This is a genomic window from Variovorax trehalosi (genome assembly GCF_051216415.1).
In the GTDB taxonomy this organism is placed as follows: Bacteria; Pseudomonadota; Gammaproteobacteria; order Burkholderiales; family Burkholderiaceae_C; genus Variovorax.
Window position 1 is genome coordinate 297,747 of sequence record NZ_JBPJZG010000005.1, and the last position, 24,689, is coordinate 322,435.

21 protein-coding genes and 1 other RNA gene are annotated in these 24,689 nt (G+C 66.8%); 15 read left to right on the forward strand and 7 right to left on the reverse strand.

The features are described 5' to 3' along the window. Nucleotides 1–14: 14 nt before the first annotated feature. Genes pstC through phoR form a run of 6 tightly spaced genes read left to right on the forward strand, consistent with a single transcriptional unit; the run spans nucleotide 15 to nucleotide 5,588 of the window. A complete protein-coding gene (pstC, locus tag ACSFA7_RS20325; protein WP_206173827.1) occupies nucleotides 15–1,094 on the forward strand; it encodes a phosphate ABC transporter permease subunit PstC in 1,080 nt (359 codons plus the stop codon). Next, nucleotides 1,091–1,975, forward strand: coding sequence for a phosphate ABC transporter permease PstA (pstA, locus tag ACSFA7_RS20330; RefSeq protein WP_435501049.1), 885 nt, complete (start codon nucleotides 1,091–1,093; stop codon nucleotides 1,973–1,975). The genes pstC and pstA overlap by 4 nt, the downstream gene beginning before the upstream one ends. A 19-nt stretch (nucleotides 1,976–1,994) precedes the next feature. Next, nucleotides 1,995–2,774: a phosphate ABC transporter ATP-binding protein PstB gene (gene pstB / locus ACSFA7_RS20335; RefSeq protein WP_435501050.1), complete on the forward strand. Its 780-nt coding sequence runs from the start codon at nucleotides 1,995–1,997 to the stop codon at nucleotides 2,772–2,774. Between the two features lie 9 nt (nucleotides 2,775–2,783). Further along, a complete protein-coding gene (gene phoU / locus ACSFA7_RS20340; RefSeq protein ID WP_013540927.1) occupies nucleotides 2,784–3,485 on the forward strand; it encodes a phosphate signaling complex protein PhoU in 702 nt (233 codons plus the stop codon). Between the two features lie 28 nt (nucleotides 3,486–3,513). Next, nucleotides 3,514–4,206 (forward strand): phosphate regulon transcriptional regulator PhoB, encoded by a 693-nt coding sequence (gene phoB, locus ACSFA7_RS20345; RefSeq protein ID WP_435501051.1) that lies wholly within the window; start codon nucleotides 3,514–3,516, stop codon nucleotides 4,204–4,206. Nucleotides 4,207–4,250: 44 nt separating this feature from the next. Next, nucleotides 4,251–5,588 (forward strand): phosphate regulon sensor histidine kinase PhoR, encoded by a 1,338-nt coding sequence (gene phoR, locus ACSFA7_RS20350; protein WP_435501052.1) that lies wholly within the window; start codon nucleotides 4,251–4,253, stop codon nucleotides 5,586–5,588. 6 nt (nucleotides 5,589–5,594) lie between these two features. On the opposite strand, the gene ACSFA7_RS20355 is transcribed toward phoR, so the two are convergent. From ACSFA7_RS20355 to ACSFA7_RS20365, 3 genes are all read right to left on the reverse strand, one after another. Next, nucleotides 5,595–6,938: an MATE family efflux transporter gene (locus ACSFA7_RS20355; protein WP_435501053.1), complete on the reverse strand. Its 1,344-nt coding sequence runs from the start codon at nucleotides 6,936–6,938 to the stop codon at nucleotides 5,595–5,597. A 3-nt stretch (nucleotides 6,939–6,941) separates the two neighbouring features. Next, entirely contained in the window at nucleotides 6,942–8,669 is a 1,728-nt protein-coding gene (locus ACSFA7_RS20360; protein ID WP_435501054.1) for a hypothetical protein, read from the reverse strand. A 75-nt stretch (nucleotides 8,670–8,744) separates the two neighbouring features. Beyond that, the gene (locus tag ACSFA7_RS20365) at nucleotides 8,745–9,014 is read right to left on the reverse strand and encodes a type B 50S ribosomal protein L31 (RefSeq protein ID WP_007836661.1); all 270 of its coding nucleotides are present in this window, start codon (nucleotides 9,012–9,014) and stop codon (nucleotides 8,745–8,747) included. A 190-nt stretch (nucleotides 9,015–9,204) separates the two neighbouring features. Here ACSFA7_RS20365 and ACSFA7_RS20370 point away from each other — a divergent pair, with 190 nt between their 5' ends. After that, nucleotides 9,205–10,272, forward strand: coding sequence for an oxidoreductase (locus tag ACSFA7_RS20370; RefSeq protein ID WP_435501055.1), 1,068 nt, complete (start codon nucleotides 9,205–9,207; stop codon nucleotides 10,270–10,272). A gap of 54 nt (nucleotides 10,273–10,326) precedes the next feature. Here the strand turns inward: ACSFA7_RS20370 and rho are convergent, their stop codons facing one another. Continuing rightward, nucleotides 10,327–11,592 (reverse strand): transcription termination factor Rho, encoded by a 1,266-nt coding sequence (gene rho, locus ACSFA7_RS20375; RefSeq protein ID WP_013540932.1) that lies wholly within the window; start codon nucleotides 11,590–11,592, stop codon nucleotides 10,327–10,329. Nucleotides 11,593–11,773: 181 nt separating this feature from the next. Further along, nucleotides 11,774–12,106: a thioredoxin TrxA gene (gene trxA, locus ACSFA7_RS20380; RefSeq protein WP_042578306.1), complete on the reverse strand. Its 333-nt coding sequence runs from the start codon at nucleotides 12,104–12,106 to the stop codon at nucleotides 11,774–11,776. Nucleotides 12,107–12,263: 157 nt separating this feature from the next. On the opposite strand from trxA, the gene ACSFA7_RS20385 reads away from it, so the two are divergent. Genes ACSFA7_RS20385 through ACSFA7_RS20395 form a run of 3 tightly spaced genes read left to right on the forward strand, consistent with a single transcriptional unit; the run spans nucleotide 12,264 to nucleotide 19,311 of the window. Then, nucleotides 12,264–14,819 carry a PD-(D/E)XK nuclease family protein gene (locus tag ACSFA7_RS20385; protein ID WP_435501056.1) on the forward strand — a complete coding sequence of 852 codons (2,556 nt, stop codon included), beginning with the start codon at nucleotides 12,264–12,266 and terminating at the stop codon, nucleotides 14,817–14,819. Further along, a complete protein-coding gene (locus ACSFA7_RS20390) occupies nucleotides 14,816–18,076 on the forward strand; it encodes a UvrD-helicase domain-containing protein (RefSeq protein WP_435501057.1) in 3,261 nt (1,086 codons plus the stop codon). Before ACSFA7_RS20385 ends, ACSFA7_RS20390 begins: the two co-directional genes overlap by 4 nt. Continuing rightward, nucleotides 18,073–19,311 carry a TIGR03862 family flavoprotein gene (locus ACSFA7_RS20395; RefSeq protein WP_435501058.1) on the forward strand — a complete coding sequence of 413 codons (1,239 nt, stop codon included), beginning with the start codon at nucleotides 18,073–18,075 and terminating at the stop codon, nucleotides 19,309–19,311. Before ACSFA7_RS20390 ends, ACSFA7_RS20395 begins: the two co-directional genes overlap by 4 nt. Before the next feature lie 174 nt (nucleotides 19,312–19,485). Here ACSFA7_RS20395 and ACSFA7_RS20400 read toward each other — a convergent pair whose 3' ends face one another. Together ACSFA7_RS20400 and ffs are read right to left on the reverse strand one after the other, a co-directional pair. Next, entirely contained in the window at nucleotides 19,486–19,914 is a 429-nt protein-coding gene (locus ACSFA7_RS20400) for a GNAT family N-acetyltransferase (protein ID WP_435501059.1), read from the reverse strand. A gap of 101 nt (nucleotides 19,915–20,015) precedes the next feature. Then, an RNA gene (gene ffs, locus ACSFA7_RS20405) (signal recognition particle sRNA small type) lies at nucleotides 20,016–20,112 on the reverse strand. 113 nt (nucleotides 20,113–20,225) lie between these two features. Between ffs and dnaX the strand changes: the two genes are divergently transcribed. From dnaX to ACSFA7_RS20430, 5 genes are all read left to right on the forward strand, one after another. After that, nucleotides 20,226–22,091, forward strand: a complete 1,866-nt coding sequence (gene dnaX / locus ACSFA7_RS20410; protein WP_435501060.1) for a DNA polymerase III subunit gamma/tau — start codon at nucleotides 20,226–20,228, stop codon at nucleotides 22,089–22,091. A 66-nt stretch (nucleotides 22,092–22,157) separates the two neighbouring features. Further along, nucleotides 22,158–22,490 (forward strand): YbaB/EbfC family nucleoid-associated protein, encoded by a 333-nt coding sequence (locus ACSFA7_RS20415; protein ID WP_007836669.1) that lies wholly within the window; start codon nucleotides 22,158–22,160, stop codon nucleotides 22,488–22,490. Between the two features lie 7 nt (nucleotides 22,491–22,497). Beyond that, a complete protein-coding gene (recR, locus tag ACSFA7_RS20420; RefSeq protein WP_013540938.1) occupies nucleotides 22,498–23,088 on the forward strand; it encodes a recombination mediator RecR in 591 nt (196 codons plus the stop codon). A 4-nt stretch (nucleotides 23,089–23,092) separates the two neighbouring features. Further along, nucleotides 23,093–23,485: an MAPEG family protein gene (locus ACSFA7_RS20425; RefSeq protein WP_435501061.1), complete on the forward strand. Its 393-nt coding sequence runs from the start codon at nucleotides 23,093–23,095 to the stop codon at nucleotides 23,483–23,485. Between the two features lie 148 nt (nucleotides 23,486–23,633). After that, nucleotides 23,634–24,668, forward strand: coding sequence for an ABC transporter substrate-binding protein (locus ACSFA7_RS20430; protein ID WP_435501062.1), 1,035 nt, complete (start codon nucleotides 23,634–23,636; stop codon nucleotides 24,666–24,668). Nucleotides 24,669–24,689: the final 21 nt, after the last annotated feature.

Sequence of the window (24,689 nt, forward strand, 5' to 3'; positions counted from 1 at the left end):
AGAACGGCGCATCCATGAGCAGCACTTCGCTCGGGGATGCGCCGCCTTCGTCTTTGCCGGAGCGACCCGTGTCATCCACTCTTCCTGCTGCCGCCACGTACGACCTCGCGGCCGACCGTGGCCGCGCCACTGCGCCGCCACCGCCGGTGAAGGCGCCGCGTTCCGGCCCCATGGCCGACCGCCTCTTCGGCTGGGCCGCCAAGGGCGCCGCGCTGCTGACGCTGGCGATGCTGATCGGCATCCTGGTGTCGCTGATCGCCGGTGCCTGGCCCGCCATTTCCAAGTACGGCCTTAGCTTTCTCACCAACAGCACGTGGGATCCGGTCAAGGAAGAGTACGGCGGCCTCGTGATGATCTATGGCACGCTGGCCACCTCGTTCATCGCATTGGTGATCGCGGTGCCGGTGAGCTTCGGCATTGCCCTCTTTCTGACCGAGCTGTCGCCCAACTGGCTCAAGCGCCCGCTGGGCACGGCCATCGAATTGCTCGCCGCCGTGCCGTCCATCGTGTACGGCATGTGGGGTCTCCTGGTGTTCGGCCCGATTCTCTCGACCTGGGTGCAGCAGCCGCTGCAGAAGCTGCTGACGGGCGTGCCGTACCTCGGCGCCCTGGTGTCCGGCCCGCCCGTGGGCATCGGCATTTTGTCGGCCGGCATCATCCTGGCGATCATGATCATCCCGTTCATCGCCTCGGTGATGCGCGACGTGTTCGAGGTGACCCCGCCCCTTCTCAAGGAGTCGGCCTATGGGCTCGGCTCCACCACCTGGGAGGTCGTCTCCAAGGTCGTGCTGCCGTACACCAAGGCCGGCGTCATCGGCGGCATCATGCTCGGCCTCGGCCGGGCGCTGGGTGAAACGATGGCGGTCACGTTCGTGATCGGCAACATGAACCAGCTCAACTCGCTGTCGGTGTTCGAGGCTGCCAACAGCATCACCTCGGCCCTGGCCAACGAATTCGCCGAAGCCGGCGCGGGCCTGCACCAGGCTGCGCTGATGTACCTGGGCCTCGTGCTGTTCTTCATCACCTTCGTCGTGCTGACGCTTTCCAAGATCCTGCTGGCCAAGATGAAGAAGAGCGAAGGAACCAAGTCGTGAGCACTGCGCAAGACCTCCTCAACGCCAAGGCGCTCACCGAGACGCGCCAGGCCAAGTTCGCCTCGCGCAACCGCGTCAACAAGATCGCGCTCACGCTGTCGCTCGCTGCGATGGTGTTCGGCGTGTTCTGGCTGGTGTGGATCCTCTGGGAAACGCTGCGCCTGGGCATCGGCGGCCTGGCCATCGCCACCTTCACCGAAATGACGCCGCCGCCGAACGAAGTGGGCGGCATCGCCAACGCGATCTTCGGCTCGTTCGTGATGGTGATGCTCGCCACCTTCGTGGGCACGCCGATCGGCATCATGGCCGGCATCTACCTGGCCGAGTACAACCCCAAGGGCTGGCTCGCCTCGGTCACGCGCTTCGTCAACGATATTCTGCTATCGGCGCCCTCGATCGTGATCGGCCTGTTCGTCTACGCGGTGGTGGTGGCCTACTTCAAGACCTTCTCGGGCCTGGCCGGCGCGCTGGCGCTCGCGCTGATCGTGATTCCGGTGGTGATCCGCACCACCGAGAACATGCTGCAGCTGGTGCCGCCGGGCCTGCGCGAAGCGGCCTACGCCCTGGGCACGCCGAAGTGGAAGGTCATCATCAGCATCACGCTGCGCGCCGCACGCGCCGGTGTGGTCACCGGCATCCTGCTGGCCGTGGCGCGCATCGCGGGCGAAACCGCGCCGCTGCTCTTCACCGCGCTGAACAACCAGTTCTGGACCGCCGACGTGAGCCAGCCGATGGCCAGCCTGCCGGTCACGATTTTCAAGTTCGCGATGAGCCCGTACGAGAACTGGCAACAGCTGGCCTGGGCCGGCGTGTTCCTGATCACCGTCGCCGTGCTCGCCCTCAATATCCTGGCGCGGGTCCTCACGCGCAACAAACACTGACTGAAGAAGAAGATCTCCCATGCCAAATACCGTCGTACAACCGTCGCGCTCGAAGATCTCGGTCAAGGACCTGAACTTCTACTACGGCAAATTCCACGCGCTCAAGGGCATCAACCTCGAGATTCCCGAGAACAAGGTCACGGCCTTCATCGGCCCGTCGGGCTGCGGCAAGTCGACCTTGCTGCGCACCTTCAATCGCATGTTCGAGCTCTATCCCGAGCAGCGCGCCGAGGGCACGATCGCCCTGGACGGCGAGAACCTGCTCACCTCCAAGCAGGACGTGGCACTCATCCGCGCCAAGATCGGCATGGTGTTCCAGAAGCCCACGCCGTTCCCGATGTCGATCTACGACAACATCGCCTTCGGCGTGAAGCTGTTCGAGAACCTCTCGGCCAGCGAGATGGACGACCGCGTCGAGTGGGCCCTGAAGAAAGCCGCCCTTTGGACCGAAGTGCGCGACAAGCTGCAGCAAAGCGGCTCGGGCCTCTCCGGCGGCCAGCAGCAGCGCCTGTGCATTGCGCGCGGCATCGCGATCAAGCCCGAAGTACTGCTGCTCGACGAGCCGTGCTCCGCCCTCGACCCGATCTCGACCGCCAAGATCGAAGAGTTGATCGCCGAGCTGAAAAACGAGTACACCGTGGTCATCGTGACGCACAACATGCAGCAGGCGGCCCGCTGCAGCGACTACACCGCCTACATGTACCTGGGTGACCTGATCGAATTCGGCGCGACGGAACAGATGTTCTTCAAGCCGCAGCGCAAGGAAACCGAGGACTACATCACCGGCCGTTTCGGCTAAGGAGACACCATGAGCGAGAAACATCTTTCCAGCCAGTTCGACAGCGAACTCAACGGCGTCTCGTCGCGCGTGATGGAGCTCGGCGGCATGGTCGAGTCGCAGATCCACACGGCGGTCTATGCGCTGCTGCAGTTCGATGCCGAGGCGGCCGACCGCGTGATGGAAACCGAGCACCGCGTCAATGCGATGGAAATCGACATCGACCGCGAACTCTCGTCGATCATCGCGCGCCGCCAGCCGACCGCACGCGATCTGCGCCTGCTGATCGCCATCAGCAAGACCACGGCCAACCTCGAGCGCGTGGGCGACGAGGCCAACAAGATCGCGCGCATGGTCAAGTCGATCATCGAGAGCGGTTCGGCCCGCCAGCTGCCCACGACCGAACTGCGCATCGCCGCCGACCTGGCCTCGGGTCTGCTGCGCACCGCGCTGGACGCGTTCGCGCGCCTGGACACGGCCGCGGCGCTGTCGATCCTGAAGGACGACGACCTGATCGACAAGGAGTTCGACGGGTTCGTGCGCAAGCTGGTCACCTACATGATGGAAGACCCCCGCACCATCTCGGCCAGCCTGGACCTGCTGTTCCTGGCCAAGGCCATCGAGCGCATCGGCGACCACGCCAAGAACATCGCCGAGTTCATCATCTACATCGTCAAGGGCGCCGATGTGCGGCACACTTCGATGCAGGAAATCGAGTCCGCGCTGCAGTGACCCCGGCGGCAAGACTCCCCAAAACAGCATGAAGAAACCCCGAGTCCTGATCGTCGAAGACGAGTCCTCGATCGCCGAGCTGATCGCCGTCAACCTGCGCCACAACGGCTTCGAGCCGATATGGTCGGAAGACGGTGTGGCAGCCCAGCGCGAAATCGACGCCTTCCTGCCCGACCTGATCCTGCTCGACTGGATGTTGCCGGGCCAGAGCGGCCTGCAGCTCGCGCGCCAGTGGCGCAAGGACCCGCGCACCAAGGCCATCCCGATCCTGATGCTGACCGCGCGGGGCGACGAGCCCGACAAGGTCGCAGGCCTGGATGCCGGCGCCGACGACTACATCACCAAGCCGTTCTCCACGCAGGAAATGCTGGCCCGCATCCGTGCGGTGCTGCGCCGCCGCGCGCCCGAGGTAGTGACCGAGCGCGTCGAGATCGGCGAGCTCGCGCTCGACACCTCCACGCACCGCGTGACCTGGCAGGGCGCCGCGCTCAAGGTCGGCCCGACCGAGTTCAAGCTGCTGGCTTACCTGATGCAGCACGCCGAACGTGTGCACAGCCGCGCGCAGCTGCTCGACAAGGTGTGGGGCGACCATGTCTACATCGAGGAACGCACGGTCGACGTTCACGTCAAGCGCCTGCGCGAATCGCTGGGTGCCGCCGCGCCGATGGTCGAAACCGTCCGGGGAGCAGGCTACCGCCTGACCGCCCAAGTCACGGTTTGAACGCCGTGGCGTCCCTTGGCCGCGGGCGCGGATAATCGCCCGCCATGCCTTTCCGAATTGCTACTTTTTTAATAGCGTCCCTGGTAATAGGAGCGGGCGCTGTCGGCATTTTTGGCTGGAAGTTCGGATGGCTGGGCGCCTGGCTGGGCGCGGTGCTGTGGCTCGGGCTTGATGCCTGGCGCGCCGAACGGCTGCTGCAGGTGCTGCGCAACGACGCTACCGGCCTGCCGACCCGGGGCCCCGGCGTCTGGGGCGAACTGGCCGAACGCATCCGCAAGCTGCTGCGCGACCGCGAGCAGCAGACTCGTCAGGCCGAAGACCGCCTGCAGGAATTTCTGGCCGCCATCCAGGCGTCTCCCAACGGCGTGATCCTGCTCGACGAGCAGGGCCGCATCGAATGGTGCAACCAGACGGCCGCCGCTCAGTTCGGCATCGATGCCGAGCGCGACCTGCTGCAGCACTTGGCCAATCTCGTGCGCGACCCAGCCTTCGTGGCCTACCTAGCGTCGTGGAACTACAGCCGCGACGTCGTCATCGACGCTTCCGGCCCGGGCCATACGCATCAGCGCAGCCATCCGGTGCGGCTGTCGGTGCAGGTGCACCCCTACGCGGGCAACCGTCGCATGCTGCTGACGCGCGATATCACGGCGCTGGAGCAGGCCGAGGCGATGCGGCGTGATTTCGTGGCGAACGTGTCGCATGAAATCCGTACGCCGCTCACGGTGCTGGCGGGTTTCGTCGAGACGCTGCAGAATCTGCCGCTCGATGCAGACGAACGCACGCGCTATCTCTCGCTGATGGGCCAGCAGTCGCACCGGATGGAAACGCTGGTGAACGACCTGCTGACGCTGTCGCGGCTGGAGGGCAGCGCGGCGCCTTCGGGCAACCAGTGGATTCGCATCCGTGCCTTGCTGGCGCAGTGCGAGGACGAAGGGCGCGGCCTGTCGGGCCGGCTCGCACCGCTGGGCCACCGCCTGTCCTTCACCATCGATGCCGAGTCGGAACTGTCGGGCGCGCCGACCGAGTTGCAGAGTGCGATGTCGAACCTGCTGAGCAACGCGATCCGCTACACGCCCGGCGGCGGCGAGGTGGCTGTCAGCTGGCGGGTGCTGCCCGATGGGCGCGGCGAGTACGCGGTGAAGGACACCGGCCCGGGCATCGCCGCAGAGCACATTCCGCGGCTCACCGAGCGCTTCTATCGCATCGACCGCAGCCGTTCGCGCGAGACCGGCGGCACGGGGCTGGGGCTGGCGATCGTCAAGCACATCGCACAGCGGCACGGCGCCGAACTGCGCATCGAAAGCACGGTGGGCAAGGGGAGCCGGTTCGCGCTGGTGTTTCCGGCGGCGCGGGTGCGCGAGGCGCGCGTGCTGGTGAAGTGAGCCGTTTCAGGCCGGCCGCTTCTTCATCGTCCACTGCAGCAGCGCACCGAACAGCAGGGCCGTGAGCACCAGCGCACCGGCGCTCATGATCCAGAACGCCATCGGCGACTGCATGGCCTCCCACGGCCCCAGGCCGCGGTAGGCGAGCAGGTAGCTGCCGCCCAGCCCCAGGCCCCAGAGCATCGCGCAGTAGATGACCAGCGGCGCCAGCGTCACGCGGTAGCAGCGCAGCAGGAACACGCAGAGCGTCTGCAGGGCATCGGCGACGTGATAGAGCGCCACGGCCAGCAACAGCGCGGCCGCCACCGCGATCACGGCGGGGTTGTCCGAATACACGTTGGCAAGCTGATGGCGCAGCGCGACCATCACGCCCGCGTAGAGCAGCGCGCATGACAGCGTCAGCTCGAAGCCCAGCCGGCAGGCGTGCCTGGCCTTCGCCGCATCGCCGGCGCCCAGCCAGAAGCTCACGCGCGCACTGGTCGCGATGGCCAGCGACAGCGGCGTCATGTAGGCCACGGCCAGCAGGTTCGAGGCGATCTGGTGCGCAGCCGCCGCGGCTGTGCCCAGGCGCGCGATGAACAGCGCCATCAGCGTGAACGAGGTCACTTCCACCAGCACCGCGAGGCCGCCGGGCACGCCCAGCCGGGCGAACTGGCGGATCTGGTGCCAGTCGGGCGGCTCGATGCGTTTCCAGAGCGCATAGCCGCGATAGAAGGGGCTGCTGCGCAACAGCCAGACGGCGCAGCCGAGCATCGCCCAGTTCACGCACAGCGTGGCCCACGCGCAGCCGACGAGGCCCATGGCCGGCAGGCCTGCGCCGCCGAAGGTGAACCAGATCGACAGCGGCAGCTTCGCCACCAGCGACGCCAGTTGCAGCCAGGTGACGAGCTGCGGCTTGCCCAGGCTCTGGTTGAGGGTGCTGAAGAGGCGAAAGAGCAGGGAGGGCGCCAGTGCGAAGGCCAGCACTGCGAGGTAGGCCTCGACCTCGCCGCGCATGTCCGCCGGCACCTGGGTCCAGCGCAGCGCGCCGCCGGGCAGGAGCAGCATCACCATGCCCACCGCGATCAGGATCGCGGCCAGGTACAGCGACTGCCGCACCGAGCGACCCACTTCATTGCTGCGGTCCGCGCCGTGCAGTTCGGCCCACACCGGCAGCAGCGCTTGCAGCACACCCATCAGCGAGACATAGACGCTCACGAAGATGGCCGCGCCGACCGAGAGCGCGGCCAGCGCGTGTTCCGAATAGCGTCCCGCGATGATGGTGTCGGTCACGCCGAAGGCCATCACGGCCAGCTGGCCGACCAGCACTGTGCCGGCGTGGCGTGCGATCAGTCCCCGTTCACCTGTCACGGGTCAGGGCACGATCTTTTGATAGAGCAGCAGGTCGTCCGCGGCGCTGCTGGGGCGGCGCAGGGTGCCGCTGAAGCGCCACTTCTCGAGAGGAATGATGGTGTGCAGCCGCTCGATCGTGTCGGGGCTCACCACCAGCCAGGGGCAGTCGGTGCCCAGCAGCAGCGGCTGCAGGTTGAAGTTGCCGTGGTGGCGCAGCGCCGCGATGTGCGGCCGGCTGAGTGCCAGTTCGGCAATGCAACTGGGCTGGCCCACGCGTTCGGCGACGGCGTGTACCTGGGGCAGGTAGCTGCGCGCGTAGTCGATGGGCGGCAGCCAGAGCGTCATCAGCAGCATCCAGCAAAGCGCAGTGCCGCCGGCCGGCAGCACCAGCGTCTTCCAGAGCGCGGCGCGATGGCGCCCGGTACGCCAGCGCACCAGCCAGCACCATGCAATGGTCGCAGCCAGCGCGAGCACGAAGGCAATCGGCGAGAACTCGGCCACGAAGCCCGGCACCAGGCGCGCGACGCTGGCCGCGGGCTTGCGTGGCATGCCGGTCAGCATCGCGATCCAGTAGAGCCAGCCCAGCACGGCCAAGCCGCTGAAAAAGAGCACGTTGAACCAGTCGATCAGCGCCGAGGCGCTGCGCCGGAAGGTCGGCAGCGCGAAGGCCGCGAGCGTGGCGAAGGCGGGCAGGGCCAGCAGCAGCGAGCGGTCGGAGTAGTCGGTGGTCCAGGTGGCGGCCAGCGGCACGAGCGCGAACCAGAACGGCAGTGCGACGTGGCGTGCCGTGAGCTGCCGGCGCCAGCGCCAGAGCGTCCAGATGGCGAGTGGCCAGACCGGCCAGGTGAACCACAGCAGGAGCTTGGCCTGGCTCCGGATTTCGCCGAGCACCGAGTTGCCGTCGAGCGTGATCTTCCACTGCGTCAGGCCGAGGCCGAACACCAGCGCGGCGGCCAGCAGCGTGACGCCGATCATCGTGAAGAGGGCGCCGCGGGTGTAGCCGGGGCCGTCGTCGGTGCTGGCGTCCGCCCCCGCCTTGGCAGTGCGGCGCCGTTCGTAGGCGATGTAGAGCGCGCTGCCCGTGGCCAGCGCCAAGCCGACCGTCGGGGCGCCGCTCAGCGTCATGCCGAGCGTGCCGATCACCAGCGCGATCACCGGGCCCGCGCGGCGGTACGGCAGCGCGGCCACGCCATAGAACAGGTGCGAGGCGAAGTACAGCTGCGCGAGCGCCGGCGTGGTTTCATGACCGAGCTGGGCGAGGCCCAGACAGGCGATCAGCGCGAGCAGGCCGCCGTCGGCGATGGCGCGCGCGTAGTCGGTCGGGCGCGCCTCGCCGCCGAAGGCGAACGCCACCGGCTGGGCGCGTGCGGTGCGGGCGAGGTAGTAGACGGCGTACCAGGTGGCAGTGAAGGTGCCCCAGAGCAGCAGCGCGAAGACGAATCGCACGGCCAGGTCGGGGTTCAGCCACGCCGGGGCGAGCTTGATCGCCAGGGCGCCGATCCAGTACGGGACCAGCGCGGGCGTCTCGGGCTGCATGCCCAGCAAGAGGGGATCGAACCAGCGCGCGATGCCTTCGGTGCTTCGGGCCAGTTCGGCCATGTAGCCGAAGGCGGTGATGTCGGCGCTCTTCCACGGTCCACGGCCCACCAGGCCCGGCAGCAGGTAGGCCGCGCACAGCAGCAGCAGCGCGATGCGTGGCAGCCGGCGCACGGCATTCTGGGCAACGATCGCGGGAGTGGGCTGGTTCAAAAGGGCGAAAGGAGATTCGGAATGAAAAAGGGCAGCGCGGTAAACCGGGCTGCCCTCGACGCCAAAGCGCGTGCTTTACTTCGAAGCGGCGCCAGTGGTCTTGCCGAAGCGGTTGCGGAACTTCTCGACGCGACCGCCCATGTTGTCGACCGACTTCTGCGTGCCGGTGTAGAACGGGTGCGATTCGCTGGTGGTGTCCAGCTTGAACAGGGGCAGCTCGCGACCGTCGTCGGTCTTGCCCATTTCCTTGGTGTTCGCGCACGAACGGGTCACGAACTTGAAACCGTTCGACATGTCGACGAACAGGATTTCGCGGTAATTCGGGTGGATGCCTTCTTTTGCCATGGTTTTTCCTTTTGCGCTGTTGGAATCAATGCGCGGTCGATGCGAGAGCCACAAGCGCGCTGACGGTCGATGGACTGGGTCGGCGGCTGTCCCGGGATGAGGGGATCGCTGGGCAGGACGCCCGGCTGCACTTTTCGCGGAGCCAGCGATTATCGCATACTGGCCGTTTTGCGCGAAAAGCGGCCTACAGATGACTTCCACAGCGTTGCGAGCCGGCCTCGTCGGCTACGGTTTTGCCGGCCAGACCTTTCACGCGCCGGTGCTTTCGGCGGTTCCGGGGCTCGAACTGGCGGCTGTTGCGAGTTCGCAGCCGCACAAGGTCCACGCGGACTGGCCCGATGTGGCCGTGGTGCCGGACGTGGCGGCGCTCGTGGCCCGGGCTGACATCGACCTGGTCGTGGTCGCCGCGCCCAATGCCCAGCACCATCCGGTCGCCAAGGCGGCGCTGGAGGCCGGCAAGCACGTGGTGGTGGACAAGCCCTTCACACTCGATGTGGCCGAAGCGAGGGAGCTCGAATTGTTGTCTCGACGCAACAATCGCGTCCTGGCGGTCTATCAGAACCGGCGTTTCGACGCCGATTACCTGACGTTGAAGGATCTTCTCGCGAGCGGCGAGTTGGGCCGGCCGGTGTATCTGGAATCGCATTTCGACCGCTTCCGGCCCGAGGTTCGCGAGCGCTGGCGGGAGCAGCCGGTGCCGGGTTCGGGCCTGTGGGTGGACCTGGGCTCGCACTTGGTCGACCAGGCCGTGCAGCTCTTCGGTCGCCCTGACACGCTGCAACTCGACACGGCCGTCTTGCGCGATGGCGCATTGGTCGAAGACTATTTCCACGCCGTGCTGCGCTACGAAAGCGGCCCGCACGCGCCCTTGCGCGTGGTGCTTCATGCCACGACGCTCGCGGCCCACCCCGCGCCGCGCTACATCGTGCACGGCACGCGAGGGAGCTACGTCAAGCACGGCGTTGATCCGCAAGAAGATGCTCTGCGCGCCGGGCAGCGACCGCCGGCCGAAGGTTGGGGTGCCGATTCGCTCGATGGCGAGCTCACGCTGATCGGTAGTGACGGGGCGCCGCACTTTCGCGCCTTGCCAACGCAGGCCGGCAACTACGTCGACTACTACGCGGCGGTCCGCGACGCGATCCTGGGCAAGGGTCCGAACCCGGTCCCGCCCGAGCAGGCCGTCGCGCTGATGGAGCTCCTCGACATCGGCCGCCAGAGCGCAGCCGAAGGCCGCGCCATCCGTATCGAACGCCCATGAAAAAAACGCGTCGGTCCGTGAGGGCCGACGCGCTTTTGCGGGAGAGCGTGGTGCTCAGCCGCCGCGACGCATCATGTCGAAAAATTCGACGTTGGTCTTGGTCGCCTTCATGTTCTTGAGCATCAGCTCCATCGACTCGATCTCGTCCATGTTGTACATGAGCTGACGAAGAATGCGGGTCTTCTGCAGGATCTCGGGTGCCAGCAGCAACTCTTCGCGGCGCGTGCCGCTGCGGTTGAGCTGGATCGAGGGGAACACGCGCTTTTCGTACAGGCGGCGGTCCAGGTGGATTTCGGAGTTGCCGGTGCCCTTGAACTCTTCGAAGATCACTTCGTCCATGCGGCTGCCGGTGTCGATCAGCGCGGTGCCGATGATGGTCAGCGAGCCGCCTTCTTCCACGTTGCGCGCGGCGCCCAGGAAGCGCTTGGGGCGCTGCAGCGCGTTGGAGTCCACACCGCCGGTCAGCACCTTGCCCGACGAGGGCACGACGTTGTTGTAGGCGCGAGCCAGGCGGGTGATCGAGTCCAGCAGGATCACCACGTCCTTCTTGAGTTCGACCAGGCGCTTGGCGCGCTCGATCACCATTTCGGCGACGTGCACGTGGCGGGCTGCGGGCTCGTCGAAGGTCGAAGCGATGACTTCGCCCTTCACGGTGCGCTGCATTTCGGTCACTTCTTCAGGGCGCTCGTCCACGAGCAGCACCATCATGTGCACGTCGGGGTAGTTGGCGCTGATCGCGTGGGCGATGTGCTGCATCATCACCGTCTTGCCGCTCTTGGGCGGCGCCACGAGCAGGGCGCGCTGGCCTTTGCCGATGGGGGCGATGATGTCGATGATGCGGCCCGTGATGTTCTCTTCGCCCTTGACGCCGTCGCGTTCCAGCTTCATCTGCTCCTTGGGGAACAGCGGCGTCAGGTTTTCAAACATCACCTTGTGCTTGTTCTGCTCGGGCGGACCGTCGTTGACCTTGTCCAGCTTGGTCAGTGCGAAGTAGCGCTCGCCGTCCTTGGGCGTGCGCACTTCGCCTTCGATCATGTCGCCGGTGTGCAGGTTGAAGCGACGCACCTGGCTGGGCGAGATGTAGATGTCGTCGGTGCTGGCGGTGAAACTGGTGTCGGGGCTGCGCAGGAAGCCGAAGCCGTCGGGCAGGATTTCGAGCACACCGTCGGCGAAGACCTGTTCGCCGGCCTTTGCGCGCTTCTTGATGATCGCGAACATCAGCTCCTGCTTGCGCATGCGGCCGACGTTTTCGATCTCAAGCGCTTCAGCCTGCTTGAGGACTTCAGACACGTGGAGTGCCTTGAGTTCGTTTAAGTGCATGGAATGACCCCTCGCGGGGTAATCGAAACGGAAAACGGGGGGAGGTTGAATGTGTAGCGAGAACTGCTGCACTAACCGGGGAACTCGAACCGGTTGCCTGAAAGGGCCGGTGATCTGTGGGAGATTATGACAGGAAAAACGCGCCGGCCAATGCATTGCGCATTGGCCGGGTGAAATGCCTTCAGGCGAGTTGCTGGTCGATGAAGGCCGTGAGTTGCGCCTTGCTCATGGCGCCGACCTTGGTGGCGGCCAGCTGGCCGTCTTTGAACAGCATGAGCGTGGGGATGCCGCGAATGCCGAACTTGGCGGGGATGTCGCGGTTCTCGTCGACGTTCAGCTTGGCGATCTGCAGCTTGCCTTCGTAAGTGGCCGACACTTCGTCAAGGATCGGGGCGATCATCTTGCAGGGGCCGCACCATTCGGCCCAGTAGTCGACCAGCACCGGCTGGCTGGACTTGAGCACGTCGGCTTCGAAAGAGGAATCGGAGATGTGTTTGATGAGTTCGCTGGCCATGTGATGTGTCCTTGTGCGCAGAGAGTTTCGGTGCAGCTAAAGTGCAGGTCATTGTGACAGAAACCAAGGGGTGACGTGTCATGCGCAGCCGCTATGGCGGCGATAGCCAAAGGCCTTGCGGATCACGTCCTCGCACTCTCAAACCCCTCGATAGAACATGAACGAAGGCCACCCCGTCCACGCCTTGTGGTGCGACCCCGCCGACGGTGTCGTCGCGCGGATCATCCGCGCCCTCGCCGAACGCGAGTTGCACGCGGCGCGCACCGTGGTGCTGGTGCCGTATGCCCAATTGATGAGCGTGGCGCGCGGCATGTGGGCGCGTTGCGGCAGCGCGGGCTTCGTGCCGCGCTTCGAGACCACGCACAACTGGGCGCGCAGCGCGGGCGGCTTTCTGCCGAGGGGCTACGACATCGCGTTCGACATGGCACGCGACCTCATCACGGCCCAGGCGCTGCTGTCGCAGTCCGGGTTCAACAACGAGCGCTTCGCATTGGCAGGCCGCGTCGTCGAGCTGGCCTACCAGCTCGCGCCGCTCGCGTCGGCATCGCTCCCCGATGAGCGCGTCGGCGAGTGGGCCCAGCGTGCCGCGCAGGTGGCCGAGGCGGGCAGCGAGTCGGAGTGGTTCCGCATCGAGAGCGCGCTGATCCGCATCGCCGTCGCCTGGGCCGCGACCTCGGGCTACGCGACAGACGTGCTGCTGCGAGAAAGCACGCGCAACCAGGTCGATGCGCTGATCGTGCTCGAAGGTTTCCAGACCGATCCGCTCACCCAGACGCTGTGCACCCTGTGGGGCGAGCACGCACTGCATCTCTCGTTGGTGCCCGCGAACACGCCCGTGGACCCCGCGGCTTCGCATGTGGCCGCAGACCCCGAGGACGAGGCCGAGCTCGCCGCCGCCTGCGTGCTGCGCCACCTCGCCGAAGGCCGCGCGCCGGTCGCGCTGATCGCCACCGACCGCGCGCTCACGCGCCGCATCAGCGCCCAGCTCAAGGCACAAGGCATCGTCACGCATGACGAGACCGGCTGGAAGCTCTCGACCACCCGCGCCGCCGCCACGCTGATGAGCGCACTGCGCGCTTGCGCGCACGACGCCGCCAGCGACCAGGTGCTCGAATGGCTCAAGAGCGGCGCCGATGGCGATGCGCTGGCCGTGCAGGCGCTCGAAGTGCGTCTGCGACGCGAGGGCCTGCGCGACTGGTCCGCATGGTGCAGCCTCGCGGCCCGCAGCGAGAAGCCGAGCGATGTGGCGCTGCTGCCCTACACCGAGTCCATCGAGGCACGCCGTGCAGCGATGATGAAGTCCAGGCCCGTGGCCGAGTGGCTGCGCGCGTTGCGTGAGCTGCTCGAAGGCAGCGGGCAATGGACGCCCCTTGCCGACGACATGGCCGGCGGCAAGGTCATCGCCGCGCTGTGGCTCGACGCCGAAGCCCACGGCGATGCCGACGAGTTCCCCGGCGGCCGCCACACGCTCGCCGAGTTCACCGCCTGGGTGCGCGACGTGCTCGAAGACGCGAGCTTCGTGCCGCCCGCCGGCGACCAGGCGCCCAAGGTGATCGTGCTGCCGCTCTACCAACTGCTGGGCCGCGCATTCGGCGCCGTGGTCATCCCGGGTTGCGATGATCGACGCCTGCCCGCATCGCCCGAACCGCCCGGCAACTGGAGCGCTGCCCAGCGCCTCGAACTGGGCCTGCCGTCGCGCGAGACCCTCGAAGCCGCGCAACGCTCGGCCTGGACCGCGGCCTTGCACAACCCTTGGTGCGAACTGGTCTGGCGCCAGTCCGATGCCAGCGGCGAGCCGGTCCGACCGAGCCCGCTGGTGCAGGCGCTGCAACTCGACCATGTGCTGCAGCCCACGGCCGATCCGCGTCCCGCGCGCGACGTGACCTTGCAGCCGACCACCGTCCCCACGCCCTCGGGCGCGTTGCTGCCGCTCGAGAACATCTCGACCAGCGTGTATGAGGACTTGCGCCGCTGTCCCTATCGCTTCTTCGCGCTGCGGCAACTCGGGCTGCGCAGCGCCGACGAGCTCGATGTGGAGGTCGACAAGCGCGACTTCGGCAACTGGCTGCACGCCGTGCTCGGCCATTTCCATGAGGCGTTGATCGAAACCCCGACGCAGGAAGCACAGAAGCGCGTGGAACGCATCGAAGAAGCCGCGCAGCGCGCCACGCGTGAGTACGGCCTCTCCGATGCCGAGTTCCTGCCTTTCGCAGCGGCGTGGCCCGCGGTGCGCGACGGCTATCTCGAATGGCTCGAGGGGCACGAGGCGGGCGGCGCGGTGTTCATCGAATCCGAGCCCTGGAAGGAGCAGCCGCTGGGCGGCCTGCGCCTCGTCGGCCGCCTCGACCGGATCGACCGCACGTCCGATGGCCAGGCCCTCGTGATCGACTACAAGACCGAGTCCGCGAGCGTCACCAAGGAGCGTGTGAAGGACCCGACCGAGGACACGCAGCTCGCCTTCTACGCGGCCCTGGTGGCTGACGACACCTTGCGTGCGGCCTACGTCAACGTGGGCGAGAAGTCCTCGGGCACGCAGACCGTCGAGCAGCCCGCGGTGGTCGAGGCTCGGGACGCATTGGTGGCCGGCATCATGAGCGACTTCACCCGCATCGCCGAGGGCGCGGCGCTGCCGCCGTTGGGCGAGGGCGCTGTCTGCGACTACTGCGCGGCCCGTGGCCTATGCCGCAAAGACTTCTGGGAGGTGTCCAAGTGAACGGCGCAGCCTACGAACACAACGGCCGGCACGTCACGCGCGAAGCCTTCTACACCGTCGCCTGCGATCCGCGCCGCTCGGTGGCCGTCGAAGCCTGCGCCGGCGCGGGCAAGACCTGGATGCTGGTGTCGCGCATCCTGCGTGCGTTGCTCGAAGAGGGCGACTCCGCCTGCGAGCCGCACGAGATCCTCGCGATCACTTTCACCAAGAAGGCCGCCGGCGAGATGCGCGAGCGTCTCGACCAATGGCTCGAACAGTTCGCCGAGCAGAGTCCCGACGAACTGGTGAAGCAGCTCGTGATGCGCGGCGTCGAACCTGCTGCCGCACTCGCTGCCGTGCCGCGACTGAAGGGCCTCTACAGGCGCCTGCTCGAAGGCGGCCGCCCGGTGCAGTTCCGCACCTTCCACGCCTGGTTCGCGGGCCTGCTGCGCAACGCGCCGCTCGCGGTGCTGCGAGAACTGGGCCTGCCGTCCAACTACGAACTGCTCGAAGACGATGCCGAGGCCCGCGGCCACACCTGGCGGCCCTTCTTCGAGGCAGTCACCGCCGACAGGCACGCACTGGCCGACTATTACGCCGTCGTCGCGACGCACGGTCGCTCACAGACGGCGAAGGCGCTGGGCGAAGCGCTGACGAAGCGCGTCGAGTTTTCGTTGGCCGATGCGGAGAACGCCGTCCAGCATTTCAGCGCCATGTATCCGGCGCTCGAAGGCTTTGACGAGCCGACCGATGCCTTGCGTGGTGAACCGGTCCGCCGTCGTTGGTTAGACCGTGCCGCCGCGCTCGGCCGCGAGACAAACAAGACGCCGCAGAAGGCGGCCGAGGCCATCATCGACGTGTTCGGCGTCGGCGAGCCTCCAGCCGACTCGCTCTCTGCCGCGCTCGCGCGTCTGAGAAAGAACTTCTTCGTGGCAAGCGAAGATCGGCTCACCAAGAACCTGCAGAAGTTCCCCGCCGCGCAGGAGGCCGAGACCGAACTCCAGGTGCTCTGCGCCGCGCAGGCCCAGCACGCGGCGTGGCTCTACCAGCAGCGCATGACGCGGCTCACGCGCCTTTTGATCGCCGCCTTCGCCGACGTCAAACGCGCCCACGGCTGGGTCGACATGAACGACGTCGAGCAGGCCGCGCAGTTGCTGCTCGGCCAGTCCGCGTTGTCGGGCTGGGTGCAGGAGCGGCTCGATGCGCGCATCGCGCACCTCTTGATCGACGAGTTCCAGGACACCAATCCGCTGCAGTGGCAGGCACTCTACGGCTGGCTCAGTTCCTACACGGGCGCCGGCAGCAGCGCGCCGCGCGTGTTCATCGTGGGCGACCCCAAGCAGAGCATCTACCGCTTCCGCCGCGCCGAGCCGCAGGTATTTATCGCCGCGAAGAAATTCGTGCGCGAAGGGCTCGATGGCGAACTGCTCAACTGCGACCACACCCACCGCAACGCGCGCGCCGTGGTCGGGCTGGTCAACCAGGCCATGCTGGCCGCGCAGGATGCGGGTGAGTTCGACGGCTACCGAGCTCACACCACCGAGCGCGGCGACGAAGGCGAATTGCTCAAGCTGCCGGCCATCGACCGCGATGCGCTCGGCGACACGGCAGAGGCCTCACCCGCCGACGACGGCATGCTGCACTGGCGCGACAGCCTCGTCACGCCGCGCGTGCTGCCCGAAGAACAACTGCTGCAGAAGGAATGCGAGCAGGCCGCGCGCTGGGTGGCGCAGCGCATCGCCGACGGCATTCCGCCCCGGCAGATCATGGTGCTCGCACGCCGGCGCAATCGCCTCTCCGCGATGCAGGATGCGCTGCGTCAGCGACACATTCCCGTCCAGCAACCCGAGAAGAACGAGTTGCACGACGCGCCCGAAGTGCAGGACATGGTCGCGTTGATCGACGCGCTGGTCTCGCCTGCGCACGATCTCTCGCTCGCGCGGGCGCTCAAGTCGCCGCTCTTCAGCATCGACGACGAGGTGCTGGTGCAACTGGCGTTGCGGCAGCGCGAGCAGCCGTCGTCGAGCTGGTTCGCGTTGATCCAGAAGGGCGAAGGCCTGCCACTAGTGTTGGTCGAGGCGGGTGTCAGCCTGAAGAAGTGGCAGCAGTGGCTCGTCACCTTGCCACCGCACGATGCTATCGACGCGATCTTTCACGATGGCGATGTGCTCGCGAAGTTCGGCGCCGCCGTCCCCGCCGCGATGCGCCAGAGCGCGCTGGCCAACCTGCGCGGGCTGATGTCCGCATCGCTCGAGATCGAAGGCGCGCGCTTCGCCACGCCCTATGCGCTGGTCCGCGCCTTGCGTGCCGGCGGCGTGCGCGCGCCGTCGGTGGCTGCGCCCGATGCGGTGCAATTGCTGACCGTGCACGGCGCCAAGGGCCTGGAAGCCGACACCGTGCTGATGCTCGACTGCGATGCCGCACCGCCGCGTGCGCAAACCATGGGCGTGCTGGTCGAGTGGAAAGGCAGCGACAGCGCGCCGACGCGCTTCGTCTTCCTCGCAAGCGAGAAAACGCCGCCGGCCTGCGCCGCTTCGCTGCTCGATGAAGAACAGCGCGCGCGTCATCGCGAAGAGCTCAACGGTCTCTACGTCGCGACCACTCGGGCGCGTGAGCGGCTGGTGCTGTCGTCGGTGAAGCCGGCGCGTGCCAACGAGGGCAGCTGGTGGGCCCGGCTGGAGTCGGCCTGCGAGCCGACAGAGTCCGATGAGCCGCTGGTTGCGCTGCCCGCCGAGACCGGCGTGGCGAGCTTCTCGATGAAGCGGATGCCTCCGGCGCCTGTCGCTATCGATCAGCTTTCCGACAAGAAGGCGGCTGATGCCACGGTCGATGCGCGCGCTGCAGCTTTCGGCCAAGCCATGCATCGGCTGCTCGAATGGGCGGTGCCAGGCGAGCCGCTTCCCTCGGCACATGTGCGCGCCGCGGCCCGTGAATTCATGCTCGACCCGCAGCAGGCGCGCGGCGCCGCGACGCTGGCCGAGCGCATCCGCGCAGGCGCAGGTGCCTGGGTGTGGGACGATCGCAGGGTCGACTGGCATGGCAACGAAGTCACGCTGGTCCACGAAGGCGAGACCTTGCGCATCGACCGGCTGGTGCGAGAGCGCGACAGCGGCGCTTGGTGGATCCTCGACTACAAATCCGCAGCGCGCCCCGAGCGGGACGCGAACTTGATCGCACAAATGCAGCGCTACCGCGTTGCCGTGCAACATGCCTACCCCGGTGCCACGGTCCGCGTCGCGTTCCTCACCGGGCAGGGCGAACTGGTAAATCTCGAATGACCCTTTCCCCAACCGTCGCCGTGATCGGCGGCGGACCTGCCGGCCTGATGGCGGCTGAAGTCCTCGGCGCGTCCGGCGCGCAAGTGCACGTCTACGACGCCATGCCCTCGGTGGGCCGCAAGTTCCTGCTGGCCGGCCGCGGCGGGCTGAACCTCACCCATTCGGAGCCCTTCGATGTGTTCATGAGCCGGTTCGGCGAGCGTCGTGCGCAGCTTGAGCCGATGCTGGCGAAGTTCGGACCGCAGCAGGTGCGTGAATGGGCGACGGGCCTGGGCATCGAGACTTTCGTGGGCACCTCGGGGCGCGTGTTTCCGACGGACATGAAGGCCGCGCCGCTGCTGCGCGCGTGGCTGCATCGGCTGCGCTCGACGGGGGTGCAGTTTCATATGCGGCATCGGTGGCAGGGTGACGGGGCATTCGATGCGAATGCGCCGCGCTTTGCGACGCCGGCAGGCGAGGTCACCGCCAAGGCCGATGCGGTGGTGCTGGCCCTGGGCGGCGCGAGCTGGGCGCGCCTGGGCTCCGACGGGGCTTGGGCACCGTGGCTGCAGGCACAAGGTGTAATGGTGGCGCCGCTGCTGCCCGCCAATTGCGGCTTCGACGGCGCAGGCTGGAGCGAACATTTTTCGAGCCGTTTTGCGGGGCAGCCTTTCAAATCGGTTGCGATCACCTTCACCGACAGCCAGGGGCGCCACTTTGCACGCAAGGGCGAGTTCGTTGCGACGGCCACGGGCATCGAAGGCAGCCTGGTCTACGCAGCATCGGCGCTGCTGCGCGACGAGATCGCCGCCCGCGGCAGCGCGACACTGCTGCTCGATTTGCTGCCCGACCGCAGCGCCGAACAGGTGCTGGCCGCGGTGAAGCACCCGCGCGGCGCGCGCTCGTTGAGCAGTCACCTCAAGAGCCGGCTCGGCATCGAAGGCATCAAGGCGGGCGTGCTGCACGAAGCGCTGAGCAAGGAGGCGATGCAGGACCCGGTGCAACTCGCCGCCACCATCAAAGCGGTGCCACTGAAGCTGGTCGCGACGCGGCCCGTCGACGAGGCGATCAGTACGGCCGGTGGCGTGCGCTTCGACGCGCTCGATCCGGCGCTGATGGCGACGGCGCTGTCCGGCGTGTTCGCGGCAGGAGAGATGCTCGATTGGGAAGCGCCGACCGGTGGCTACCTGCTCACGGCGTCGATGGCCAGCGGGGCGGCTGCGGCGCGCGGCGCGATCCAGCGGTTGGGCCTGTAGCGGCAGGCCTGCTCAGAAGGTGTGAATGAATCCGGCGTGCCCGAGCAGCCCGCGCAGGCGCACCCGATCAAGGCGCAAAGCGCAGCCATAGCTCGGGCTATGGCGAGCATTTGCAACGCCGAGCGGGTGTGTCTGGGCGGAATGAGCGGGCATGGCGGGTTCGTTCACACCTTCTCAGCGCCCGCACGGCCAGAAGAACACCTGCTCGGGGTCGGCCGCATCGAGGTTGTCGATGTGGCCGCTCTCCCTGAAGCCGGCTTCTTTCAGCAGCGATTGCATCGCCCCGTTGGAGCGGTTCGTGGAGGTGAAAAGCTTTGGGCGTTCGCAGATCGACTGGAAGTGATCGACGAGCCTCAGGCCGAATCGCCTGCGGCGAAACTTCTCGCCGACCATCAGCATCTCGATGAAGCCGGAGTCGAAGAAGTGGTGGTGCAGGACGCCGTAGGCGGCGACGACGCCATCGACCTCGATCACGTGGCAGAAGCGGTCCTCGATCCACCCTTGGATCTGCGCGGCGCGGCGCGCATCGTGCACGGCCACGGTGTCGAGACGCACCAGTGCTTCGAGATCGCTGATGTGGGCGGGCCGGATGTCCAAGTTCATGGATGGCTGCGCGAAGTTCTGGGAGGTTGAGGTGTCCGGAGCCGGTAACTCTTGGACACAGCGCGTGAGCTCTCTGAGAACTCACGGCTTCTGAATGTTAGGTTGACGAGCCTTACCCCTGGCACTGACTACGCAGTTAGGGCTGCTTGGTTCCCCACCTGACCCGGTTGGCCACTTCACCATGCAGGGAGGCCCGTCAGCCTGCATTCTAACCGGGTGAATTTGCCCCCTTCACGGGGGCGTGAATGATTTCGAGGGCGACGGGGAAACAAGCGTGAAGTCGCCTCTCCGCGCCTTTTAGAATGCCCGCAATGTCTTATCTCGTGCTCGCTCGCAAGTTCCGTCCGAAAACCTTCGGTGAGATGGTCGGTCAGGGGCATGTGGTGCAGGCGCTCGAGAACGCACTGACCACGCAGCGCCTGCATCACGCCTACCTTTTCACCGGCACGCGCGGCGTGGGCAAGACCACGGTCTCGCGCATCCTGGCCAAGTCGCTCAATTGCCAGGGGCCGGACGGGCAGGGCGGCATCACCGCCACGCCGTGCGGCGTTTGCCAGGCCTGCCGCGACATCGATTCGGGCCGCTTCGTCGACTACACCGAGCTCGACGCGGCCTCCAACCGCGGCGTCGACGAGGTGCAGTCGCTGCTCGAGCAAGCCGTCTACAAGCCGGTGCAGGGGCGCTTCAAGGTCTTCATGATCGACGAAGTGCACATGCTCACCAACACCGCGTTCAACGCGATGCTGAAGACGCTCGAAGAGCCGCCCGAATACCTCAAGTTCGTGCTCGCGACCACCGATCCGCAGAAAGTGCCGGTCACGGTGCTGTCGCGCTGCCTGCAGTTCAACCTGCGGCCGATGGCGCCAGAGACCATCCTCGAACACCTGACAGGCGTGTTGCAGACCGAGCAGGTGCCGGCCGAGCCGCAGGCACTGCGCCTGCTGGCACGCGCGGCACGCGGTTCGATGCGCGATGCGCTGTCGCTCACCGACCAGGCCATCGCCTTCGGCAACGGCGAACTGATCGAGACCGGCGTGCGCCAGATGCTCGGCAGCGTGGACCGTGGCCATGTGTTCAAGCTGATCGAGGCGCTTGCGCAGGGCGACGGAAAGACGGTGGTCGCCACCTCCGAGGCCTTGCGCCGCGATGGCATGTCGGCTGCTTCCACGCTCGAAGAAATGACGTCGGTGCTGCAGGCCATGGCCGTGTTGCAGGCGGTGCCTTCACGCGCGGAGTCCGCCGATTCGGCCACCGACCCCGACGCCGCCGATACGGCGCGCCTCGCATCGTTGATGCCGGCCGATGAAACGCAGCTGCTCTACAGCCTCTGCCTGCATGGTCGCGGCGAGCTGGGCCTGGCGCCCGACGAGTACGCCGCGCTGACGATGGTGCTGCTGCGGCTGCTGGCCTTCAAGCCTTCCAACGCGGCTGCTTCGACGGCTTCCCCGGAAAAAAAAACTCTGAATGAAGCCCAGGGCGCGGTGCCAAGGGCTCCGGCTCCCGTCGCTCGCCCTGTTCCGGCCCCGGCGCCCGTGGCCGAATCGCCGCCTCGGGCAGCGCCCACGCCGCCCGTTCCGGCACCCGCTGCAGCATCGAATGCGCCGGCATCGGTTCCTGCGGGTCATCGCCTGGCCGTGGTCGACGAGCCCATGCGGCCTTCGGACCACAGGCCTTCTTCCACGGACACCCCCGCCAAAGTCGTCGGCATGCCGATCCGCGTGCAGCCGCCTCCCGGCCAGCGCGATGCGCCACGCACCGACGAGCAACGCGGCCCCGCCGCACCGATCCCGCCCAGCGAGGACGGCGACTTTTGGTACGCCACGGTCACCCAGCTGGTCGCGGCGGAAAGCATCACAGCCCTCTCGCGCGAACTCGCATTGCAATCGCAGCTCGTGGGGCGCGACACCGACCAGTGGATCCTGCGCATCGAGCGCGAAACGCTCAATCAGCCCTCTAGCCGCGAGAAGCTGACCGCGGCGCTCAACGCGCTCGGCCACGACATCAAGCTCGCGATCGAGATCGGTGGCGTGGTCGACAGCCCCGCGCGCCGCAACCGGCACGCAGCCGACGAGCGCCAGCGCGTGGCCGAGGAAGCCATCCACAGCGACCCCGAAGTGCAGATGCTGATGCGCGACTTCGATGCGAAGATCGTCCCCGGAACGCTACGGCCCGCCTGAGGCGAACGCCGCAGCCGCGTCTCTTATCCTTCACCCCTTTTCTTCACCACACATACAGGACCAACGATGTTCAACAAAGGACAACTGGCCGGCCTCATGAAGCAGGCGCAGGCAATGCAGGACAACCTCAAGAAGGCCCAGGAAGAACTGGCCCACATCGAGGTCGAAGGCGAGTCGGGCGCCGGCCTCGTGAAGGTCGTCATGACCTGCAAGCACGACGTCAAGCGCATCACCATCGACCCGAGCCTCCTGGCCGACGACAAGGACATGCTCGAAGACCTCGTGGCCGCAGCCTTCAACGCGGCCGTGCGCAAGGCCGAGGAAACCAGCGAACAGAAGATGGGCAAGCTCACTGCAGGCATGCCGGGTCTCCCGCCCGGCATGAAGCTCCCGTTCTGAGCGATTGATGGCCGACGCCAGTTCGCTCGACGCCTTGGTCGATGCGCTGCGCCGCCTGCCCGGCGTCGGCGTGAAGTCGGCTTCGCGCATGGCCTTTCATTTGCTGCAGCACGACCGCGACGGCGCTCAGCTGCTGTCGCGCGCCTTGCAGCAGGCGGCCGGCAACGTGCGGCACTGCGAACTCTGCAACACCTTCACGGAAGCACCGATCTGCAGCGTGTGCATGGATTCGCGCCGCGACGGGACCAAGCTCTGCGTGGTCGAGACGCCCGCCGACCAGGCCGCACTCGAGCGCACCGGGGCCTTCCGCGGCTATTACTTCGTGCTGATGGGCAAGCTCAGTCCGCTCGACGGCATCGGGCCGAAAGACATCGGCCTGCAGAAGCTGTTCGACCGCGCGCTCGACGGCACGGTGAGCGAAGTCATCCTCGCCACCAACTTCACCGCCGAGGGCGAGGCCACCGCGCACGTGATCGGCGAAGCGCTCAAGCAGCGCGGCCTCACGGTGACGCGCCTTGCGCGCGGCGTGCCGGCCGGCAGCGAGCTCGAGTACGTGGACCTCGGCACCATCGCGCACGCACTGGTCGACCGTCGATAGCGCCATGACCCTTTCCCTGCTCACCATCGCTTACTGGTGCGTGTTCTTCGCCTGCGGCCTGCCGTACCTCGCAGCATGGATCGCGAAGGCAGGCGCCTTCGGCCCGCGCGACAACGTGAATCCGCGTGACTGGGCCGCAAAGCAAAACGGCTGGCGCGCACGCGCCAACAGCGCGCAGGCCAACACCTTCGAAGGGCTGCCGTTCTTCATCGGCGCGGTGATCATTGCGCACCAGCTGGGCGCGAACCAGGCGCGGCTCGACATGCTGGCGGTGGCCTATGTCGTGCTGCGCGTGATCTATCTTGCGATCTACATCAAGGGTCTCGGCGGCGTGCGCAGCGCGGTCTGGGCGCTCGCGTTCCTCGTCAACATCGCGATTCTTTTCCTCGCGAAATAGGCCGCTGCAGGCCATTCGGCAGAGGCCTCGTGGAGGCCTTCATGCTTACGTGGAAACCCGCACGGGATGACCCCGATGCAGGCAACGGGCGCGCACCCCTAAGCTCGATTCACTTCACAAGAATCAAAGAGCCCGCAGGACCCGCTTCATGCTTCATCGCAGAACCCTCATTTCCGCCTCCGCAGTCGCTGCCGCAGCGATTGCGCTGCCGCGGGTTTTTGCGCAAGCCAAGCTGGAAAAGACCAAGGTCTCCATCGCGGTCGGCGGCAAGGCCGCGTTCTACTACCTGCCTCTGACCATCTCCGAACAGCTGGGCTACTTCAAGGCCGAAGGGCTCGAAGTCGAAATTTCCGATTTCGCCGGCGGTGCGCGCGCACTGCAGGCGGTGGTGGGCGGCTCGGCCGATGTCTGCTCGGGCGCCTACGAACACACCATCAACCTGCAGGCCAAGAACCAGTTCTTCCAGGCCTTCGTGCTGCAGGGCCGCGCACCGCAGATCGCGGTGGGCGTGTCGACCAAGAACATGGCGGGCTACACCGGCATCCAGGACTTGAAGGGGAAGAAGATCGGCGTTTCCGCACCGGGCTCGTCGACCAACATGGTGGCCAACCTCGTGCTCTCGCGCGGCGGCCTGAAGGCGAGCGATGTGAGCTACATCGGCGTGGGCGTCGCGGCCGGCGCGCTCACCGCACTGCGCTCGGGCCAGATCGACGCCATCAGCAACACCGACCCGGTGATGACGATGCTCGAGCAGAAGGGCGACGTGAAGATCATCAGCGACACGCGCACGCTCAAGGGCACGCAGCAGGTTTTCGGCGGACCGATGCCCGCAGCCTGCCTCTACGCGCCGATCGATTTCATCCAGAAGAACCCCAACACCTGCCAGGCGCTGGCCAATGCCATCGTGCACGGCCTGAAGTGGCTGCAGACGGCGGGGCCTGGCGACATCATCAAGACGGTGCCCGAGACCTACCTGCTCGGCGACCGCGCGCTGTACCTCGCGTCGTTCGACAAGGTACGCGAATCGATCGCCACCGACGGCCTCGTGCCGTCCGATGGACCCAAGACGGCGCTTGCTGCCATCGCGAGCTTCGACACTGCGGTGAAAGCCGACAAGATCGACCTCGCCAGGACCTACACCAACGATTTTGCTAGGCGCGCGAAGGACAGGTTCAAAGCCTGACTCCGAACGTCCCCGCGACCC

Coding starts and splice junctions, on each gene's coding strand:
- pstC (WP_206173827.1), top strand. CDS start 15: ATGAGCAGCACTTCGCTCGGGGATGCGCCGCCTTCGTCTTTGCCGGAG.
- pstB (WP_435501050.1), top strand. CDS start 1,995: ATGCCAAATACCGTCGTACAACCGTCGCGCTCGAAGATCTCGGTCAAG.
- phoU (WP_013540927.1), top strand. CDS start 2,784: ATGAGCGAGAAACATCTTTCCAGCCAGTTCGACAGCGAACTCAACGGC.
- phoB (WP_435501051.1), top strand. CDS start 3,514: ATGAAGAAACCCCGAGTCCTGATCGTCGAAGACGAGTCCTCGATCGCC.
- phoR (WP_435501052.1), top strand. CDS start 4,251: ATGCCTTTCCGAATTGCTACTTTTTTAATAGCGTCCCTGGTAATAGGA.
- ACSFA7_RS20365 (WP_007836661.1), bottom strand. CDS start 9,014: ATGGCAAAAGAAGGCATCCACCCGAATTACCGCGAAATCCTGTTCGTC.
- ACSFA7_RS20370 (WP_435501055.1), top strand. CDS start 9,205: ATGACTTCCACAGCGTTGCGAGCCGGCCTCGTCGGCTACGGTTTTGCC.
- rho (WP_013540932.1), bottom strand. CDS start 11,592: ATGCACTTAAACGAACTCAAGGCACTCCACGTGTCTGAAGTCCTCAAG.
- trxA (WP_042578306.1), bottom strand. CDS start 12,106: ATGGCCAGCGAACTCATCAAACACATCTCCGATTCCTCTTTCGAAGCC.
- ACSFA7_RS20385 (WP_435501056.1), top strand. CDS start 12,264: ATGAACGAAGGCCACCCCGTCCACGCCTTGTGGTGCGACCCCGCCGAC.
- ACSFA7_RS20395 (WP_435501058.1), top strand. CDS start 18,073: ATGACCCTTTCCCCAACCGTCGCCGTGATCGGCGGCGGACCTGCCGGC.
- ACSFA7_RS20400 (WP_435501059.1), bottom strand. CDS start 19,914: ATGAACTTGGACATCCGGCCCGCCCACATCAGCGATCTCGAAGCACTG.
- dnaX (WP_435501060.1), top strand. CDS start 20,226: ATGTCTTATCTCGTGCTCGCTCGCAAGTTCCGTCCGAAAACCTTCGGT.
- ACSFA7_RS20415 (WP_007836669.1), top strand. CDS start 22,158: ATGTTCAACAAAGGACAACTGGCCGGCCTCATGAAGCAGGCGCAGGCA.
- recR (WP_013540938.1), top strand. CDS start 22,498: ATGGCCGACGCCAGTTCGCTCGACGCCTTGGTCGATGCGCTGCGCCGC.
- ACSFA7_RS20425 (WP_435501061.1), top strand. CDS start 23,093: ATGACCCTTTCCCTGCTCACCATCGCTTACTGGTGCGTGTTCTTCGCC.
- ACSFA7_RS20430 (WP_435501062.1), top strand. CDS start 23,634: ATGCTTCATCGCAGAACCCTCATTTCCGCCTCCGCAGTCGCTGCCGCA.